17 protein-coding genes are annotated in these 17,112 nt (G+C 40.4%); 8 read left to right on the forward strand and 9 right to left on the reverse strand.

Translation table 11 applies throughout. The annotated features are described in order from the left end of the window. Positions 1 to 64: 64 nt before the first annotated feature. The 5 genes from VB740_RS19885 (at position 65) to VB740_RS19905 (ending at position 3,942) form a co-directional block, all read left to right on the forward strand. Positions 65 to 865, forward strand: a complete 801-nt coding sequence (locus VB740_RS19885) for a MarR family transcriptional regulator (RefSeq protein ID WP_323201645.1) — start codon at positions 65 to 67, stop codon at positions 863 to 865. Then, on the forward strand, positions 862 to 2,205 hold the full coding sequence (dnaB, locus tag VB740_RS19890; protein ID WP_323201646.1) for a replicative DNA helicase: 1,344 nt from the start codon (positions 862 to 864) through the stop codon (positions 2,203 to 2,205). Before VB740_RS19885 ends, dnaB begins: the two co-directional genes overlap by 4 nt. Next, entirely contained in the window at positions 2,180 to 3,031 is an 852-nt protein-coding gene (locus VB740_RS19895) for a hypothetical protein (protein ID WP_323201647.1), read from the forward strand. The genes dnaB and VB740_RS19895 overlap by 26 nt, the downstream gene beginning before the upstream one ends. A gap of 77 nt (positions 3,032 to 3,108) precedes the next feature. Then, complete coding sequence (locus VB740_RS19900; protein WP_323201688.1) at positions 3,109 to 3,264, forward strand: hypothetical protein; 156 nt, start codon at positions 3,109 to 3,111, stop codon at positions 3,262 to 3,264. A 69-nt stretch (positions 3,265 to 3,333) separates the two neighbouring features. Continuing rightward, complete coding sequence (locus VB740_RS19905; protein WP_323201648.1) at positions 3,334 to 3,942, forward strand: HAD-IC family P-type ATPase; 609 nt, start codon at positions 3,334 to 3,336, stop codon at positions 3,940 to 3,942. A gap of 140 nt (positions 3,943 to 4,082) precedes the next feature. Here the strand turns inward: VB740_RS19905 and rppB are convergent, their stop codons facing one another. From rppB to VB740_RS19935, 6 genes are all read right to left on the reverse strand, one after another. Next, positions 4,083 to 5,483 carry a two-component system sensor histidine kinase RppB gene (rppB, locus tag VB740_RS19910; protein ID WP_323201649.1) on the reverse strand — a complete coding sequence of 467 codons (1,401 nt, stop codon included), beginning with the start codon at positions 5,481 to 5,483 and terminating at the stop codon, positions 4,083 to 4,085. After that, entirely contained in the window at positions 5,476 to 6,174 is a 699-nt protein-coding gene (gene rppA / locus VB740_RS19915; RefSeq protein ID WP_416290243.1) for a two-component system response regulator RppA, read from the reverse strand. Before rppA ends, rppB begins: the two co-directional genes overlap by 8 nt. Before the next feature lie 665 nt (positions 6,175 to 6,839). Then, complete coding sequence (locus VB740_RS19920; protein WP_323201651.1) at positions 6,840 to 7,169, reverse strand: DUF2808 domain-containing protein; 330 nt, start codon at positions 7,167 to 7,169, stop codon at positions 6,840 to 6,842. Between the two features lie 107 nt (positions 7,170 to 7,276). After that, complete coding sequence (locus tag VB740_RS19925) at positions 7,277 to 7,429, reverse strand: hypothetical protein (RefSeq protein ID WP_323201652.1); 153 nt, start codon at positions 7,427 to 7,429, stop codon at positions 7,277 to 7,279. A gap of 104 nt (positions 7,430 to 7,533) precedes the next feature. Further along, entirely contained in the window at positions 7,534 to 8,019 is a 486-nt protein-coding gene (locus tag VB740_RS19930; RefSeq protein ID WP_323201653.1) for a DUF2808 domain-containing protein, read from the reverse strand. Positions 8,020 to 8,303: 284 nt separating this feature from the next. Further along, the gene (locus VB740_RS19935) at positions 8,304 to 8,783 is read right to left on the reverse strand and encodes a DUF2808 domain-containing protein (protein WP_323201654.1); all 480 of its coding nucleotides are present in this window, start codon (positions 8,781 to 8,783) and stop codon (positions 8,304 to 8,306) included. A 2,531-nt stretch (positions 8,784 to 11,314) separates the two neighbouring features. Between VB740_RS19935 and VB740_RS19940 the strand changes: the two genes are divergently transcribed. The 3 genes from VB740_RS19940 (at position 11,315) to VB740_RS19950 (ending at position 14,483) form a co-directional block, all read left to right on the forward strand. Further along, entirely contained in the window at positions 11,315 to 11,509 is a 195-nt protein-coding gene (locus VB740_RS19940; RefSeq protein WP_323201655.1) for a heavy-metal-associated domain-containing protein, read from the forward strand. A 168-nt stretch (positions 11,510 to 11,677) separates the two neighbouring features. Further along, positions 11,678 to 13,939 carry a heavy metal translocating P-type ATPase gene (locus tag VB740_RS19945; protein ID WP_323201656.1) on the forward strand — a complete coding sequence of 754 codons (2,262 nt, stop codon included), beginning with the start codon at positions 11,678 to 11,680 and terminating at the stop codon, positions 13,937 to 13,939. Positions 13,940 to 13,961: 22 nt separating this feature from the next. Beyond that, the gene (locus VB740_RS19950) at positions 13,962 to 14,483 is read left to right on the forward strand and encodes a cupredoxin domain-containing protein (protein ID WP_323201657.1); all 522 of its coding nucleotides are present in this window, start codon (positions 13,962 to 13,964) and stop codon (positions 14,481 to 14,483) included. 191 nt (positions 14,484 to 14,674) lie between these two features. On the opposite strand, the gene VB740_RS19955 is transcribed toward VB740_RS19950, so the two are convergent. The 3 genes from VB740_RS19955 to VB740_RS19965 form a co-directional block, all read right to left on the reverse strand. Beyond that, a complete protein-coding gene (locus VB740_RS19955) occupies positions 14,675 to 15,577 on the reverse strand; it encodes a hypothetical protein (protein WP_323201658.1) in 903 nt (300 codons plus the stop codon). Between the two features lie 333 nt (positions 15,578 to 15,910). Next, complete coding sequence (locus VB740_RS19960; RefSeq protein WP_323201659.1) at positions 15,911 to 16,537, reverse strand: class I SAM-dependent methyltransferase; 627 nt, start codon at positions 16,535 to 16,537, stop codon at positions 15,911 to 15,913. A 111-nt stretch (positions 16,538 to 16,648) separates the two neighbouring features. Continuing rightward, positions 16,649 to 17,059, reverse strand: coding sequence for a heavy metal-responsive transcriptional regulator (locus VB740_RS19965; RefSeq protein ID WP_323201660.1), 411 nt, complete (start codon positions 17,057 to 17,059; stop codon positions 16,649 to 16,651). Between the last annotated feature and the right edge of the window lie 53 nt (positions 17,060 to 17,112).

Below are 17,112 nucleotides of genomic sequence, written 5' to 3' on the forward strand. Positions count from 1 at the left end.
TAAAAAGTTAGCCCTTGTCTGGGGGGACAGGGGCTGGAAATTTTTCTTGCTTATTAAGGTGATTATGACACAGAACAGTTCAAAAATTCAAGGTAAGTTTTACCCACTCCAGCACGAAGAATGGCTGAAAGCCTGCCGAGAATTAACGCCAGCACAAAAAGATGTGCTGTACTACATTCGCACTCTCGATCCTTATGGCGACGGGGTTGAGTTGTCTGTTTCCGGGATAGCTAGGCAACTGTCAACAGAGAATAAAGAAGTACATCGCTCTACAGTTAGCCGCGCTCTCAAAGCCTTAGATTACAAGGGATTCATTGACCTTGAACTACTGAAAGTCCAAGTCAAAATTTTAGCTGGGGGTCTTCATTGTTGCGATGAGACAACAGTGTTGCCTACAGACAACACTGTTGCCTCACCGCAACAAGCGCGATCGCTACGCAACAAGCGTGATCATGACGCAACAGACGCGATCGCTACGCAACAACCGAGTTCCAAAAGCCCTACCCAGAGCCAATCTTCAAGCCCTAAGACTTATAAGACTTATTCAGACTTTATTAAGACTCTCTCGGAAGAGGAGCGAGCGAATTTTTGGAAATTTTGTGAGGAAAAAACCAAAAATCTTAGCCAGCCAGTGAATGACATTGAGGCTTGGTTAGCTCACAAGAACAAAGCCGGAAGAAATCGCTGGGAGGTTTATTACGAAAAATATCTGGCTTCAAAACAGGTACAAGCCAAAAAAATTGAAACAAAAAATGCTCGAGACGAATTCCGTCGAGAACTTGAAGAACGGCAGCGACAGGCTCAAAGAGCTTGGGAAGAGTCGCAAAGCCAAAATCTCGCTGAGAATACTGGAGGTGCGACGTGATTGATAAACTGCCACCCCAAAACATTGAAGCGGAAGAGGCGATTTTAGGCGGTATCATGCTTGATCCAGAAGCAATCGATAGGGTGAGCGATCGCCTAGTTCCCGAAGCCTTTTACATTAGCGCCCATAAAGATATCTATCAAGCAGCTTCCCGGCTCCACATTCAAGGTAAACCCACAGACTTGCTTGCAGTCACCAGTTGGTTGGCTGACCACGATTTACTTGTTCGTATCGGCGGGAGAAATAAATTAGCAACTCTGGTAGACCGCACAGTGTCAGCTGTCAATATTGACACCTTAGCCGAGTTGGTAATGGACAAATTCGTGCGTAGACAGTTAATCAAGGCTGGAAATGAAATTCTACATCTGGGTTACGAGACAGAAACTGAGTTATCACAAATCCTTGACCAATCAGAACAGAAAGTTTTCCAATTATCTAATCAAACTCTATCTTCAAATACTGAACATAACAGCACGATTAACGTTGCTGCTTACGAGGATTTAAATTCAGGAAACCCCATTTACCCTACAGGACTTCATGAACTGGATAATTTGATGGTGGGATTTGAAAGCGGCACACTCACTATAGTTGCAGGTAGGCCATCAATGGGGAAGTCCCAAATTGCGCTGTTTCTTGCCCTCCAAATGATACTACTCCACAATCTACCTGTGGTCATCTTCTCCTTGGAGATGACAAAGAAACAATTGGAGTACAGGCTGTGGAGTTTAATTAGTATTACCAACGCCTATAAGCATTTAGAGTTAACGCCACTAAAAAGCGATCGCATCCGTAGACATCGCTCAGGCAATAAACCCCTAGCAGACTGGGAATTTACAAGCATTGCCAAAATCGTCGGTGTTGCTTCAGAATTACCGCTGTACATGAATGACTCAAGGGGCATCACCGTTTCACAAATTGCGTCAGAATGCCGTCAAATAAAGGCTAAAGAGGGAAAACTGGGGTTAGTTGTAGTTGATTACCTGCAAATGATGGCAGAGGACTCTGGGGGAAACCGCAGCTATGAACTAGGAGATGTAGCCAGAGGACTTTACAAAATCGCAGGGGAACTTGATGTACCCGTGTTAGCACTGTCGCAAATATCTAGAGGAGTTGAGGGCAGACAGAATAAGCGCCCAATGATGAGCGACCTTAGCCAATCGGGAATTTTAGAAATGGTGGCAGACAATATTATTCTCGCTTACCGGGATGAGTACTACAACCCAGACACTACAGAGCAAGGAATATTAGAGCTAATCATGGCTAAAGCACGGCACGGTGAAACAGGCACAGCAACGGTATTTTTTGACAAGTCTTATGGAATTATACAGAATTTGCGGTGATGGAATATCGGAGTCCTCAAACTCCTGTCGAAACCATCCGCCTCCTGTATCGGAATTTTTACTGGGGGGTATTAATAATAGCCCTAGTAAAAGTTTTGAAGAAATAGAGATACCCCCCAGTAAAGATAACCCTAGTAAAAAGCGCAGAAATTGGGGTGAGGGTAACGGCACTATTCATTGGCGCACCATTACTAGGGGTGGAAAGGACTATTCCCAGGCTTATTATCATTGGCAAGAAAAAGGGAGAAAGAAGACTAAGTACATTCCCAAGCATTTACAGGGGGATATTCAGGAAGCAGAGATCAAGAAGCGCCCAATTATAGAAATTTTGGTATTACTGGGTGTTGTGCCTAGCCCTAGTAAAAACACATTACTGGGGGATATCGAAAACAGCCCTAGTAAAAATAGACGACACAAAGAAATACCCCCCAGTAAAAATAACCCTAGTAACAATGTCGAACAGTCAGAGATACCCTCCAGTAAAGATAACCCTAGTAACGATGTCGAGCAGTCAGAAATACCCCCCAGTAAAAATAACCCTAGTAACGATGTCGAAAAGTCAGAGATACCCCCAAGTATTGATAGCCCTAGTAAAACTAGACGACACAAAGGATTAGGTAGTGGCTCCATTCAGTGGAAAACCATCACCCTTCACGGCAAAGATTATCCCCAAGCTTGGTATCACTACGAGTTTTGGAAAGATGGCGATCGCCTTGTTAAAAAGTGCAAGTATATTCCAAAACGACTATTAGAGAGAATAGAGAAGCTAGAAGCACATAAAGCCCCAGTCAGAGAGATTTTATCAGTATTACGAGTAAAATTATAGAGAAACCTCATCCTCAGAAAAGCCACGCAAATCGTATTCTGATTCGTCCTGGCGAACAAGTCCCGATCAATGGTGAGATCGTCGAGGGTACTTCCAACGTCAATGAAGCCTTTCTCACGGGAGAGTCGCGCCCGGTGGTCAAAAAAGCCAATGATGAAGCGATCGCCGGAGCGGTCAATGGAGAAGGTGCTTTGACAGTCAAGGTCACTCGCACCGGAGATCAAACAACCTGAGCCAGATTATGCGTATGGTTAAGGAAGCGCAGACATCTAAAAGTAAATTTCAATCACTAGCCGATCGACTTGCCTATTTATGATTGTGACTTAAATAAATTGTTTGCCGCAACGGCAATCTTTTCCTTTAAATCACACATCTGCACGAGAAGCGGTTGTAAAATTACAGAAAATGGACGTGCGGTGGTAATGATTACAGGCGATGCCGAAGCAGTTGCCAAGGCCGTTGCTGGGGATTTGCAGATTGATCGCTACTATGCTCGTGTCCTACCACAGGGTAAAGCTGCGCTAATTCATCGGCTCAAAGCTGAGAAGCCGACCGCCTTTGTGGGCGATGGCATCAATGATGCACCTGCTTTAACCGAGTCAGATTTAGGACTGGCCATCGGAGCCGGAACCAATGTTGCGATCGAGTCGGCTGATTTAATCTTAGTTAAAAGCGATCCGCTTGATGCAACTTACGCGCTTAAACTTGCGAAAGCTACCTACAGCAAAATGGCTCAGAACTTGTTATCGGCAGCTGGGTACAACGTTGTTGCCATTCCCTTAGCAGCAGGAGTTGACTACCCATTCGGCATTCTATTAACACCAGCAATAGCTGCCATACTGATGAGCGTTTCGACAGTTGTTGTTTCATTTAATGCAATGTCCTTAAGTGGCATCCGTTTGCATGATTGAGTATATCAGAACAAATCTCAATCGAGACGAAGTAATATAAGTTACCTTCTAGATGCAGAAGCCATTTCACTGCTTCAAAACTACTCACACCCATAATCAGGGTAGAGTTGAACTAAAAAGTTTTTTGTAAGCATCTGTCTTTAACGATACAACACTTTAAATGGGTAAATAGAGCGAGCGGTTTTAAGTGGGGGTATATTAAAAGGTAGCTTAATAGTGAAAGTGCTACCTTCACCTAAGTTACTTTGCACATCTATGCTGCCGTGGTGTGACTGAATAATTGCTTGCGCGATCGCTAATCCCAATCCAGAACCACCAGTATTACGAGAGCGATCGCTACTCACCCGATAAAAGCGATCAAAAATTCGAGTCAGTTCGTGTTTTGGGATACCAATGCCTGTATCTTGAACTTTAATTACGGCATTATAGTCATTGCGGTCTAAGAAAACCGTTACCTCCCCTCCTCTGGGTGTGTATTGAATTGCATTGACAATTAAATTAGAAAATAAGCGATAAAGCTGGTCAGCATTACCTATAATATTCAGAGGTTGATGCACTTGTATTGAAGATGTCAGCTTTACCTCTGCGGCATTTGCCATCGCTTCTAACTCCTCAACTAAATCGCTAACAATATCATTTAGACAACAATTTTCACGTTGTAATTTTTGGGAATGTTTATCTAAACGTGCTAACATTAATAAATCAACAACTAAAGTAGTTAGCCGTTGATTTTGACGTTGTATAGTTTGCAAAATATCTCGTGTTTCTTCTTCATCTATTTGGGACATTAAAAGTGCCGATTCCACCGTTGCACCTGTTGCAGCTAAAGGCGTTCGTAATTCATGTGCTGCATCTGCTGTAAACTGTTGAATCTGTCGATATGATTGATAAATTGGCTGCATAGCTAATCCTGATAGCCACCAACTAGCACCAGTAATCATAACCATTGCAATTAACAACCCTAATACCGAAACTAATTTCACACTATCCAAGTAATGATTAAACTCTTGTAGACTTCGCCCCACCTGCATATATCCCCAGTCTTGATAATTTTGGGTATGCAGTGCTAGAGTAATTTGATGGTAATCTTTGCCTTTGCCGTCCTTGAGAAATTGCCAAGTTTTTTGATTAAAAACGTCAGGTAATCCCTTTGGATAGTAACCAGCATTAGCAATCAATTTTCCAGAAATATCAAAAAAACGTATATAGTAACTAGTTTTAGTAACAATACCAAGAAGATGACGTTTAGAATCCGACTGTTGTTGAATACAATTAGTAGCTCCAGTTCCACAGTTATCTAGATTTGGGAATAACTGATGTGCAAAAGGTTCCAAACGTCCAGGTGACTGTAGTTTTAGTTCGATACTGTCGTGCAGTGTCCCCCCTACAGACTCGATTTCACTGTCTAAAGCCACCACATGGGCATGGAACACTGCTCGATAAAAACCGAACACACATAGGCTTAAAATTAAACCCATAACGATGGCATAATACAAAGCCAAACGAATACGGGTGAGCCGAAACAGCTTATTTTTATTCATTGGTGAAATTAAGACGATATCCCATACCGTGCAAAGTTTCAATTGAGTTATTACAGTCGCTATTGGTGAGTTTGCGACGTAACAAACGTATTTGCGCCGCCACTACATTGCTACTAGATTCCGCATTAACTTCCCAAATCTGGTTACGAATTTGTTCGGTAGTAACAATCTGGTTGGGGTGTTTCATAAAATACTCTAGCAGTTGGAACTCTTTATTAGTTAAAGAAATCCTTTGCTGTTCACTCGTAGTATTTTGTCTTACAACTGTACTATTGCCATAATCTAGAGTCAAGTTACCAACAGTCAATTGTTGGGGTTGGAAATGCGGAGAGCGACGCTGCAAAGCCCGCAATCGTGCCAGTAGTTCTACCATACCGAATGGCTTTACTAAGTAGTCGTCAGCACCCGCATCTAGTCCGGCAACTTTATCTTCCATTCTATCTCTAGCAGTTAGCATCAGGATAGGAAGAGGATTTACTTTGTAACGCAGTCTTTTGCACAATTCTAAACCAGTAATTCCTGGAAGCATCCAATCAAGAATTGCTACTGTATATTGTGCCGAGCTATTTTCTAAGTAAGCCCATGCTTCATTACCATCCATTACCCAATCAACTAAGTACTTTTGTTGATTTAAGGTGCGCTTGATAGCAGCCCCTAAATCCGGCTCATCTTCGACTAGCAGAACCCTCATATCAAATTGAGTAGTTAAAGATTCATTGTAAACTTGTTGTGATGTAAGCATAGTTTGCAACAGGAATACCCCTATAAATAGGTTGACAGAAGTTTATGAAATTAGGATGAAATTCTTAAAAATTAGGATTAAGCTATACAAGACCTAACAGTAGTCTAGTATTTTAGCGATACATAATTAAATAGAAAAGACTCAGTAGACCAACTTGCCAAAATAGGGTGTGAACTTAGTTTGAGGAGTTATAGAAACTAAGTTTTGCAAGATATCTATTGAGTCAATAATAATTTTGACACGTAAATATGAAATTAAGATGAAAATGAGCGCGATAGCTTCTCTACAAGAGGTTGCGCTAACGAGAAGCTACGCGTAGCTTGCTTACCCCTACAGGGAAGATCGCCGCAGGGATCGCACTCATTTCATTTAGTTATCTTTGGTCAATTTAGACAGTATTTTCTATGGAAGTTTTAGCATTGCGTTTCACTGCAAGGACGGCCAAGATAAACAGACATCTGCCAAGGTAAACACTGTACTAATATAAATCGGCTTTTTCATCCCAATATTTATTCAATAAATAACAACTTCAAGGAGTTATTGGCTTGACCTCTGCGGCTAAATTTATAGACAGTAGTTTTATTTAGCGAATCAAGGATAAGTCTGAACCAGAGCTAGACCAAGTGGAATTTCTTGCGAGTTTCGCCAGAGCCTGGTTCATACATTGGAGTATTGATTCCTCTCATTAAGATTGAGAGCTTTGTTTCAGGGTTTATTGGTTGTGAAAAAGCTACAGTAGCTTTTTGTTCATTAATAGAAATTGTCGTGGGAATTTTTTGTCCTGATTGATTTTTGACCTCAATTCCTCTATCAATTTTCACTCCTTCAGGCAAATTAATTGTAAGTCCTGCCAGAGGTTTACCCTGTACATGGACTTCAAATTTATGAGTAGCATCTTTGGCATAAGCATGATCTGACTTTTCACGGTATGTGGAAAAGGTCATTTTGAGGGTTTGCGAAGTCCTGATTTTTCCGTCAGCTATTTTCATTAACTAAAAGCTATTGAGAATTAGCCTGTGGAAAAAGCCACGCTTTTTCGAGGCTTGAGGACTTACCGTGAAAAGTCAGAAGCATGATTAGGATTGGCAGCACTTTTCATTAAATGGGAAGCGCTAAAATCGCCTGGTTTTCCACTTGCCCATACAGCAGTAACTGAAGATGCGATCGTTAAAGTAAATACAACAGTATAAATCAATTTTTTCATCTTTATTATCCTCAATAATTAACTTGATTGGTTCTCTATCATCAGTTTTACATTTACTTATGAAATTTCTATGAAATCTCATAACTGCTATCTAAACTTGTAGCTTAGTAGAGACGAAACGAAGCTACACCTATGGGAATTTCTGCATCAATACCAACCTCTCTAGCTGAGAAGCTGTAGACAGAACCATTACCAAGATTGCGTCTTTTTATTCTTTTAAGGTCAATCTCCAACTTAGTGTTAGGAGCAACTGGTTCGGCGAAAGTTAGTAGTATTGTTTTACCGTTGACAGATACATTAGTGTTAATTTTCTGCCCCTTTTCATCCATGACATCGATATCCGGAATGTTATTACTTATAGTTACATTGTCTGGAACTTTGACAAGTAGTTGGATAACAGCTTTGCTATTTTGGGGAACGTGTAAACGGAAAGTATGTCTAAAAATTCCCCAGCGTGTGGGAGGGAATTGTGAATTTCCATCAATATGGGGAACCCTACCATCATCTGTTCTAGCACTTGCATAGCTAGGAGCAATAATAGCTGTGCTATTCAGAGTTAATACAATGGCGTAAATCAATGACCTCTTCATATTTATCTCCAAAATAATTAAACACGTTAGCTAAAGTGTAGGTTCATGCATTGTGAATGAATCTGCTCTTAATAGATAGATCAAAACTTGGCAAAGCCATATTTAACTACCCCCTTTGTACAGCCGTTACTCAGGAGAAGTAGGTAGTTAGCTTGCCCTTATCAAGTTCAAATTGTCGGTGATGTTTTTGCAAAAGAGGTATGCTACCTCTATCTACTAGCATGACAAGTCATCATGAAATCAAGATGAAATTTCAACAGTTATCATTAAAATCTACAAATAAATTAAAATGTAGGAAATTGAGCTTCACCTATAGGAATCTCTACCTCACTACCAACGACTTTAGCCGAAAGATGGTATATAGAGGTAGAACCAAGAATTGGTTGTTGCACTTTGTTGAGATTTATTTGCAACTTAGTAGTGCTAGAAGTAACTGGTTCAGAAAAATCTATAATAATTCTTCTACTATTTACAGTGATGTTAATTTTAATTTTTTGACCTTTATCATCCAATATATCAATATCATTACTTACAGCTACTGTGGATGGAACGTCAATAATTAGCTGGGAAAGAGCGTTGCCATTTTTAGGAATGTGTAACTGAAATGTCTGTTTAACAAGTTGCCAAGCAGCAGGGGTAGACTGCAAATTATTCTCAATATTAGCAACCTTATTATTATCCGTTTTCGCATTTGCATAGCCAGCATAAATCACAGCTGCGGTAGCTACACTACATACGGCAGCATAAACCAATGTTCTCTTCATCTTGACTGTTAAATTAACAAATTATGTCAACTAGATTGCAGATTTATTCTTAGCGAATGAACCTTTACAAAACTAGTTTTACAGGTCACTATGAAATTAAGATGAAATAACCTCTTTGCAAAAAAAAATTTAAGATTGCAAAGTATAAAATGTAAAAAATCCCGTTTTACAGCAGTTTTCATGTATTTGAACCACATCTGTCGTAGGGGCAATTCATGAATTGCCCCTACTGCGTGGTCTATTTACCTGAAAATAGCTGTAATTAAAAAAACGGGATTAAAATTTTGGATGATCGGTTTTTTCCCTGCCAGCTTTACTCATCAGCTTAGTCAAAAGTGCATCGATAAATTCAAAGGATAAAAAATTTTTAACATTAATACTCCTCACATGACGGGAAAAAATACTAGCTAGAAAATTGCTAGTTTTTTATAAATTTCTCAACTATTTGCAAGCTATTTTCATCTATTCTGAAGGATGACAATACAGCATAAGCTAATGAAATCAAGATGAAATTTGCAGTAAATTTCCACAAAAATAGCGCCGACTCATCCCAGCAAAGCGTTTGAATACGCTTTATTGAAAATATGCTTCGACGCTTATCCTTGCTTTACTTTCAGATATTTATGGACTACACCAGCAATAGCCACAATAAATAGGGAAATTTCAATTAAAAATCCTTAATGGGTGAGCAATGGCAGATCCAATATTGTCTGCAATTGGATACCAGAATATGACTGTTGATACCACCATTAACCCTACAAATGTTGTTATAAGAAGCATAAGAGGTAAATCCCGCTCTTTCCAAAGTCGAGCTAGCACGAACCAACTGATAAGCCAGATTACGAGTCCTACAATCTCTTTACTAGGATACGAACTAACCCTAATAAACTCAGGTATCCAGATATCTAAATTACTAATGACTGCTGCCAGTTCTTTAGATTGAGCAGCAGCCTGATTAGCAATTTACATTCCTAAACATCCCATAGCCGCAGAGATTAATGCGGCAGCTACAGGCCCAAGAGGAATACGTTGTGAATCATTCGCTTTTGATTTATCGATCACGAGTTATCTCCTATTAAAGATAGTAATATTTTGTAGCTTTGTCCAAACCCACTGTTACTTTGATACGCCGAGGTAGCTGTAGCTGTTAGTTTTTTGCCTAATTAACCAAGATTGGCAATTTCATGCTTTTTTCGTAGTGATTGCCATAGTGGCAAGCAAATTCAAACTCCCCAGAATTAGAAAAAGTAAATTCACGATTTGCTACATAATTTGGACGCAATTCATCTGCGATAAAAAATAGGCTTATAGTTGTACTATAAGCCCATCAGAGTTATGAAACATGAGGAGCATGTTCTTAATATTTATTATAGATAATCAAAATGAAATTAGGATGAGATTTTACGGTTTATTTACTCATTAAATTAGATTAATTCTGAAAATAACTAGTTATATATTTTCAATAATTAGCAATATAAATCCAGGCTTTAAGCTATACCATAGTGGCACGACTAAAAAGCCTAAAATGACTATCAAAGTATAAGTTTAGACGACTAAATATTAGTATATGTGCATCAAGATGAAATTTGGGATAACTATTGTACTTTTACCCAAAAATCAGCAGTAATAATTTTCCCGTTTCAATTAAAATGTTCGTCATGGGAATTCTCCATATTGTGCCATGAATAGTATACAAAGAAGTTTGGCTAGTTTACAGATAATACATAACCATCGCGCTAATTCGGCTGGTGCTTGAACTTGGTCTAAATTTGTTTTGATATAAGACCAAAACATTATAGATACTCCCAAGCTATATATTCACTTTTTCATAAACAAATGAAATTTACATAAAATTCTCATAACTTATTAGCCAAAGTAAATAGCATACCAAAATGAAATCAGCATGAAATTTAGGCAACTCATTAGGCATAAATTAGTATCGTATCATTAGGTAGATGCCTTTACACCGACAATAGTCTAACGTGAATTATTATAAATATAACTACAGCTTTATAACTGATTCATTTATTTAAGGAGAAAATTATGAGTACAACTACGAATCTATTCTTAAAAGTTGCATTTAAGCTTGTTTAGAATGCCTGCATGACTGCGATCGCTACTACCCAAGCCTCATTAATAGGGAAATACAGGTGCAATTCTCGTCGTAGATGCTTTGGGCACATTTCATGCGATATTTTTGAAACCATTAAAAAGAATTTGGCGAAATCCCTTGACTCTCTAGCCAGCTAGAGAGTCTAAGATGAATTCATGAAGTAAACATTTCAGACAATCTAAAGCTGTAACAGTTCGTGTACTTCCAGTTATGCCATCTGAAACAGCAATCAAACAAGCGATGTCTACGACAGGCTATGACTCTCGAACGCGAGTGCGTCTCCAACAGGAGAAGACTCGCTATCGGTGTCGCTAACTCTGGTTATCCTGCTAGCTAAAGCCGTCAACCATTTGAGTCTTCAACTCCTGATTTTCTTAACTCGATCTTTTTACTATCCAAGTTCAAGGTTTTTAACATTATGACACTCCAAATAAAAGTTCCTAATATGGCTTGCTCTGCTTGTGGAGACACCATTACTAAAGCAGTTCAAACAGTCGATCCTACTGCTATGGTTCAAGCAGATCCAAAAACAAAAATCGTCTTAGTAGATACAAATGCTGACGAAACAGTTATTAAGGAAGCAATTACTACTGCTGGCTATTCTGTCACTTAAAAGCCATCAACAAAGAATAGATCAGCAAACAGAGCAAGGCAACGCTTAGTAAATTTGCCTGAAAAGCACACAGGCAAAGCTAAGTATAACGGCACTCAGCTATCAATCACACTAAAACACCGTTCTTAGAACTCAGTAAAAGCAGCGGCTAAAAAAGCATATTTAACTATGGATACTCTGAGTCTTAAACTTCGAGGCATGAGTTGTGCCTCCTGTGCTAACAACATCGAAGAAGCGATTCGCTCTGTTCCAGGGGTGAGCGACTGTAACGTTAACTTTGGTGTGGAGCAGGCTACTATCCAGTATGATCCCAAGCGCACCAATCTAGAAACAATCCAAGCCGCTATAGATGCTGCCGGATACTCATCTTACTCACTCCAAGAACAAGAAATGATTACTGGAGAAGATGATGCGGAAAAAACCGCCCGTGAAGCAGAATTACGCACACTTACCCGCAAACTATTTGTAGGAGCAATCCTCAGCACTTTAATTGTACTAGGGTCAATTTCTGCCATGACAGGACTAAATCTGCCTTGGATTCGGACATTGTGGCTAGACAATCCTTGGGTACAGTTAGTACTGGCAACTCCTGTCTTATTCTGGTGTGGTGCAGACTTTTTCAAAAATGCCTGGAAAGCCTTTAAACGTCATACAGCAACGATGGATACCTTGGTTGCTATCGGTACTGGTGCAGCGTATTTTTATTCACTGTTTGCTACTGTTTTCCCAGGATTTTTTACCTCTGCTGGACTGATGCCTGATGTGTACTATGAAGCAGCAGCAGTCATTACCACCTTAATTTTGCTAGGAAGGTTATTTGAGAATCGCGCGAAGGGACAAACTTCTGAAGCTATCCGCAAACTCATCGGTTTACAAGCTAGAGATGCCAGAGTAATCAGAAATGGCCAAGAAATTGATGTTCCCATCCAGGAAGTTCAAATTGGTGACGTAATTTTGGTGCGTCCGGGTGAAAAAATTCCTGTTGATGGAGAAGTGGTAGAAGGTGCTTCCAACGTTGATGAAGCGATGGTGACTGGTGAGAGTTTGCCAGTCAAAAAGCAACCGGGAGATGAAGTAATTGGAGCCACAATTAACAAAACAGGTAGCTTTAAATTCCGAGCAACCCGCATTGGAAAAGACACTTTTTTGTCTCAAATCGTCAAAATGGTGCAACAAGCTCAAGGCTCTAAAGCACCAATTCAGCGCTTGGCAGATCAAGTAACGGGATGGTTTGTGCCAGCAGTAATAGCCATTGCGATCGCCGCCTTCGTCATTTGGTTTAACGTCATGGGCAACTTGACATTAGCCTTAATTACTACAGTCGGAGTGCTGATTATCGCTTGTCCCTGTGCCTTGGGTTTAGCTACTCCAACTTCAGTGATGGTGGGAACGGGCAAGGGAGCAGAAAATGGTATTTTAATTAAAGGTGCAGAAAGTTTAGAACTCGCTCATAGAATCCAGACCATTGTGCTAGATAAAACTGGAACTTTAACACAGGGAAAACCCACTGTTACTGACTTTGTTACTGTCAACGGCACAGCTAATAGTAACGAGTTAAAACTTTTACAACTGGCAGCGTCTGTAGAACGAAATTCAGAACATCCATTAGCTGAAGCGGTGGTTAGGTATGCCCAATCTCAGCAAGTAGAACTGACAGAGGGTAAACAATTTGAAGCGATCGCTGGGAGTGGTGTCCAAGGAATTGTTTCAGACCGTTTTGTACAAATTGGTACTCAGCGTTGGATGGAAGAATTAAATATCGACACCCACAATCTCCAAGAGCGTAAAGCTTCTTTTGAAGCTGCTGGTAAAACAGCTATTTTAATTGCTGTGGATGGGCAAATTCAAGGTTTGATGGGAATTGCTGATGCACTCAAACCCTCTTCAGTAGCAGTTGTGAGAACGCTACAAAAGTTAGGTTTAGAGGTAGTTATGCTAACGGGAGATAATCGCAAAACGGCAGAAGCGATCGCCAGTGAAGTTGGGATCACACGAGTATTTGCAGAAGTTAGACCCGACCAAAAAGCATCTCAAATACAGGCATTGCAAGCAGAGGGGAAAATTGTCGCAATGGTGGGTGATGGCATCAATGATGCGCCAGCACTGGCTCAAGCCAACGTGGGGATTGCAATTGGTACAGGGACAGATGTGGCGATCGCAGCCAGCGATATCACCCTGATCTCTGGAGACTTGCAAGGTATTGTTACCGCAATTCAATTAAGCCGTGCCACTATGCAGAATATCCGCCAAAATCTCTTCTTTGCCTTTATTTACAACGTTGCTGGGATTCCCATTGCTGCTGGAGTTTTATTTCCTATCTTTGGTTGGCTACTCAACCCGATTATTGCGGGTGGGGCGATGGCTTTTAGTTCTGTTTCTGTTGTTACGAATGCCTTACGCTTGCGTAACTTTCACCCCAAAAGTATCTAATAATTATGGAGGAATTTAGCAAATGTTCAATAAAAGTAAGATTTTGGGGAGCATTGCTGGGCTAGGACTTCTATTTGGTACAGCATCAAATGTAGCAACAGCACAAATGCCAACCGAAATGCCAAAACATTCATCAGAACAAACCAGTCAATTTCGCCGCATTGAGCAACCACTAGCATTAAAAGTCGGTGTTACTTTGGGCGGTTTAGGATTAATTGGATTGGAACTGTGGTGGTTTTTATTCAGTAAAAACAAAGCTATAAAAGCTAATCTGGGTCAAGGGATACAGGAGCTAACGATTAATGTTGATGGAGGCTATGAACCTGATCGTGTGATTGTCAAATCTGGTCAACCTGTACGGCTAAATTTCTTTCGCCGCGACCCCAGTAGCTGTTTGGAGAAAGTGTTATTACCAGATTTTCATATTGCTCAAGATTTAGCTCTCAATCACGTCACTCCCATTGAATTTACACCTCCTAAACCAGGTCAATATCAATTTACCTGTGGAATGAATATGTTTCGTGGTGTGGTAGAAGTCCAGTAGTAAGGTAACAATAAACCTTTAATAATTCTCTCTCGGAACATATAAAATATTATGTAGTTCCGGTTATTCATAGTGTCAAAAAATTTGCCTTTTTAGGAACACCAAAACCTAGCAATAACCAAATATCGTGGTACTCAACAGCATAACAAAGGATTAATTGCATCAAACCTGATGCTTTTACAATTGCTGCCCTATAAACGCACCCTACTCTCGCCAAAGAGCTTGTTTAGTAACTCCTGTATGTCTGGAAGATCAGTTCCCAGTCCCGTCACGAAAAAGAAGCCAACGAATAGACTGAACACTCCAGCCAATGCCCCTACAACAACATAGACATTCCGTTTGGTACTGGCAGAAACAAAACCTGTGAGCGAAAACGCAGCAACCAGAGAATTGGAAAGCAGCAGTCCGAGCGTGAACGTCAGAAGCAGTAGTGATGCTGTTAGCTTGGTTGTAGCTCCCGCAGCGGTCGCAAGCAGCACCGCCTGCGATCCTGTCTCTGCTCCAACGCCGTGAATGAGACCAATTCCAAAAGCAGTTTTAGGACCATACTGCATAGCATCATGGGAGTGCCCAATCGGTCGTCCTGTAATTTTGCTTCTAATCGCTTCCCAAGTGCGACCCACTAGAGAAAACACCAACATCCAACGGCTTCTCAGTTGAAACGATCGCCCATAGCGCCAGATGGAATAGAAAATCCATACACCCAGGATGATTAGCGTTACTCCCACCAAGCGCTCCATAATGGGGTCGAGCCAATCCGGTAAAATGGCACCCAACCATAAAGCTAGCAGTCCCAACACGACGACCAAAAGCGCATGTCCCAAAGCGTACATGGTGGCAAGGAAGAATCCCTCACGAAATTCTCGCCGCGCTTTCCGTCGGGCAACAGGTTTCGCTAGCGTCATTTGCGCTGGAGAGCCACTGGAAGAGAGTATATCCTGGGTGTTCGCTTCGTATGCCCCTTCTGCTTCATCCGTTGTGACAACGGAACCTGTAATATCAGTAATGGCAGCGATGTGATCCCAGTCAATCCCGTGACGTAATCCAAGGGCAAAGCCCAAAACCAAAAGGCTGAGCAAGCTAAGATTGGGCATAAACGCTTTACTTATAAGTAGTTTTTAATATCTAAACAGATATTCACATCTTAGGAGTAAAGCATAAGCTACTAGGGTTTACAATCCTACAGTGGGGCATTCTTGACTATATTTTTCGTATGTTTTCCGGCACTGGTGAATTAACGTTTACCCTACCTGATACAGACGTTTTTGCTGAAGCCTCAACCTTAGCAGAAGACCGATCACCACAATTCCAAAGTGAACTCATATTAAGTGGAGAGGAAAGATTAAAAACAAGGGCAATGCTATTTATGCAAATTAAAAACATAATAGGTTACAAGCGATCGTTCTCAAAGCAGAAAAACTTTTGATTTAGCGACTGGCTGTTGCTGTTGCTACCATCAATCCCCATATCAAGCCAAAACGAACCTTAGTTGCGCGACAAATGTTAAAACCTGTGGATGTAAGTAGCTGATGAAATTCACCTTGGGAATAACACTGCTTGTATGCTGGATCAAAAACTTTCAGAATAATATCGCATATTTGACACAATAAATAATCTCTGCACCAATCTAAAATCACTAATTTACCATCAGGCTTCAGAACCCTTTTCATTTCTGTTAATGCAGCGTCAGGATTATCAAAATAGTGAAACGAACTAGCAGATATGACCACATCGAAACTGTTACTTGCAAATGGTAATGCTGAGGCTGGTGCGTTGTAAAACGAGACATTAGGGTAGTTACAACATTTTTGTTTAGCCATGAGTAGCATCTTATCCGAAATGTCTACCCCAACCATCTGTTGCATCGGCTGTTCAATTAAAATTAGCCGCTCAAATTCCCCTGTCCCACAAGCGATATCCAGCACAACATCTGATGGAGATATCTGTACCCAGCTTTTGAGAAATGACAAAGTATTAGCAACGTAATTGCTCCAGCGTTGGTCGTATATTGCTGCCAACCGATCGTACTGTTTGCGAACTTTAGTTTCGGTCATAGGGAAACTCTAGATTCTTTCATAAGCCAAAATACATACTTAAGTACAACGACTTCATAGTAGCCTGTGCAATCGTCAAGGTATCAGCATTGCTCTAATGTTTTTGATTACTTACTGAATGATGGGACATATCGTATCCTTTCGTTTACCTGTAAAATTATCCCAACCTGAGAGTAAACCTGTTAGTTCATCTCTTAAAGTTAATAGCTCTTCAATCTGGTGCTCAATTTCATTTACCTTATCTTCCAGCTTTTGTTTAACTTCACCACAAGGCAGTTTTCCCTCATCATATATATTAAGAATGTCTCTAATCTCTTCAAGACTAAGACCAAGATTTTGCGCTCGTTTAATAAATGCTAAACGAGTAAGCACATCTAATGAAAATTGTCGGAAGCCACCCTCTGTTCTGCCAGAAGAATTGAGTAGACCTAGACTTTCATAATAGCGAATTGTCCTGATAGGCACTCCGCTTAAAGCTGTTACCTGACCAATTAAAAGCGGCTTTTTATCGTGAGTTAACATGCTACACTCCAAATTCGACTTGATTGTTGTTTATCCTGAATTTTTTATATATT

It is taken from the genome of Nostoc sp. UHCC 0251 (genome assembly GCF_034932245.1).
GTDB lineage: Bacteria > Cyanobacteriota > Cyanobacteriia > Cyanobacteriales > Nostocaceae > Nostoc.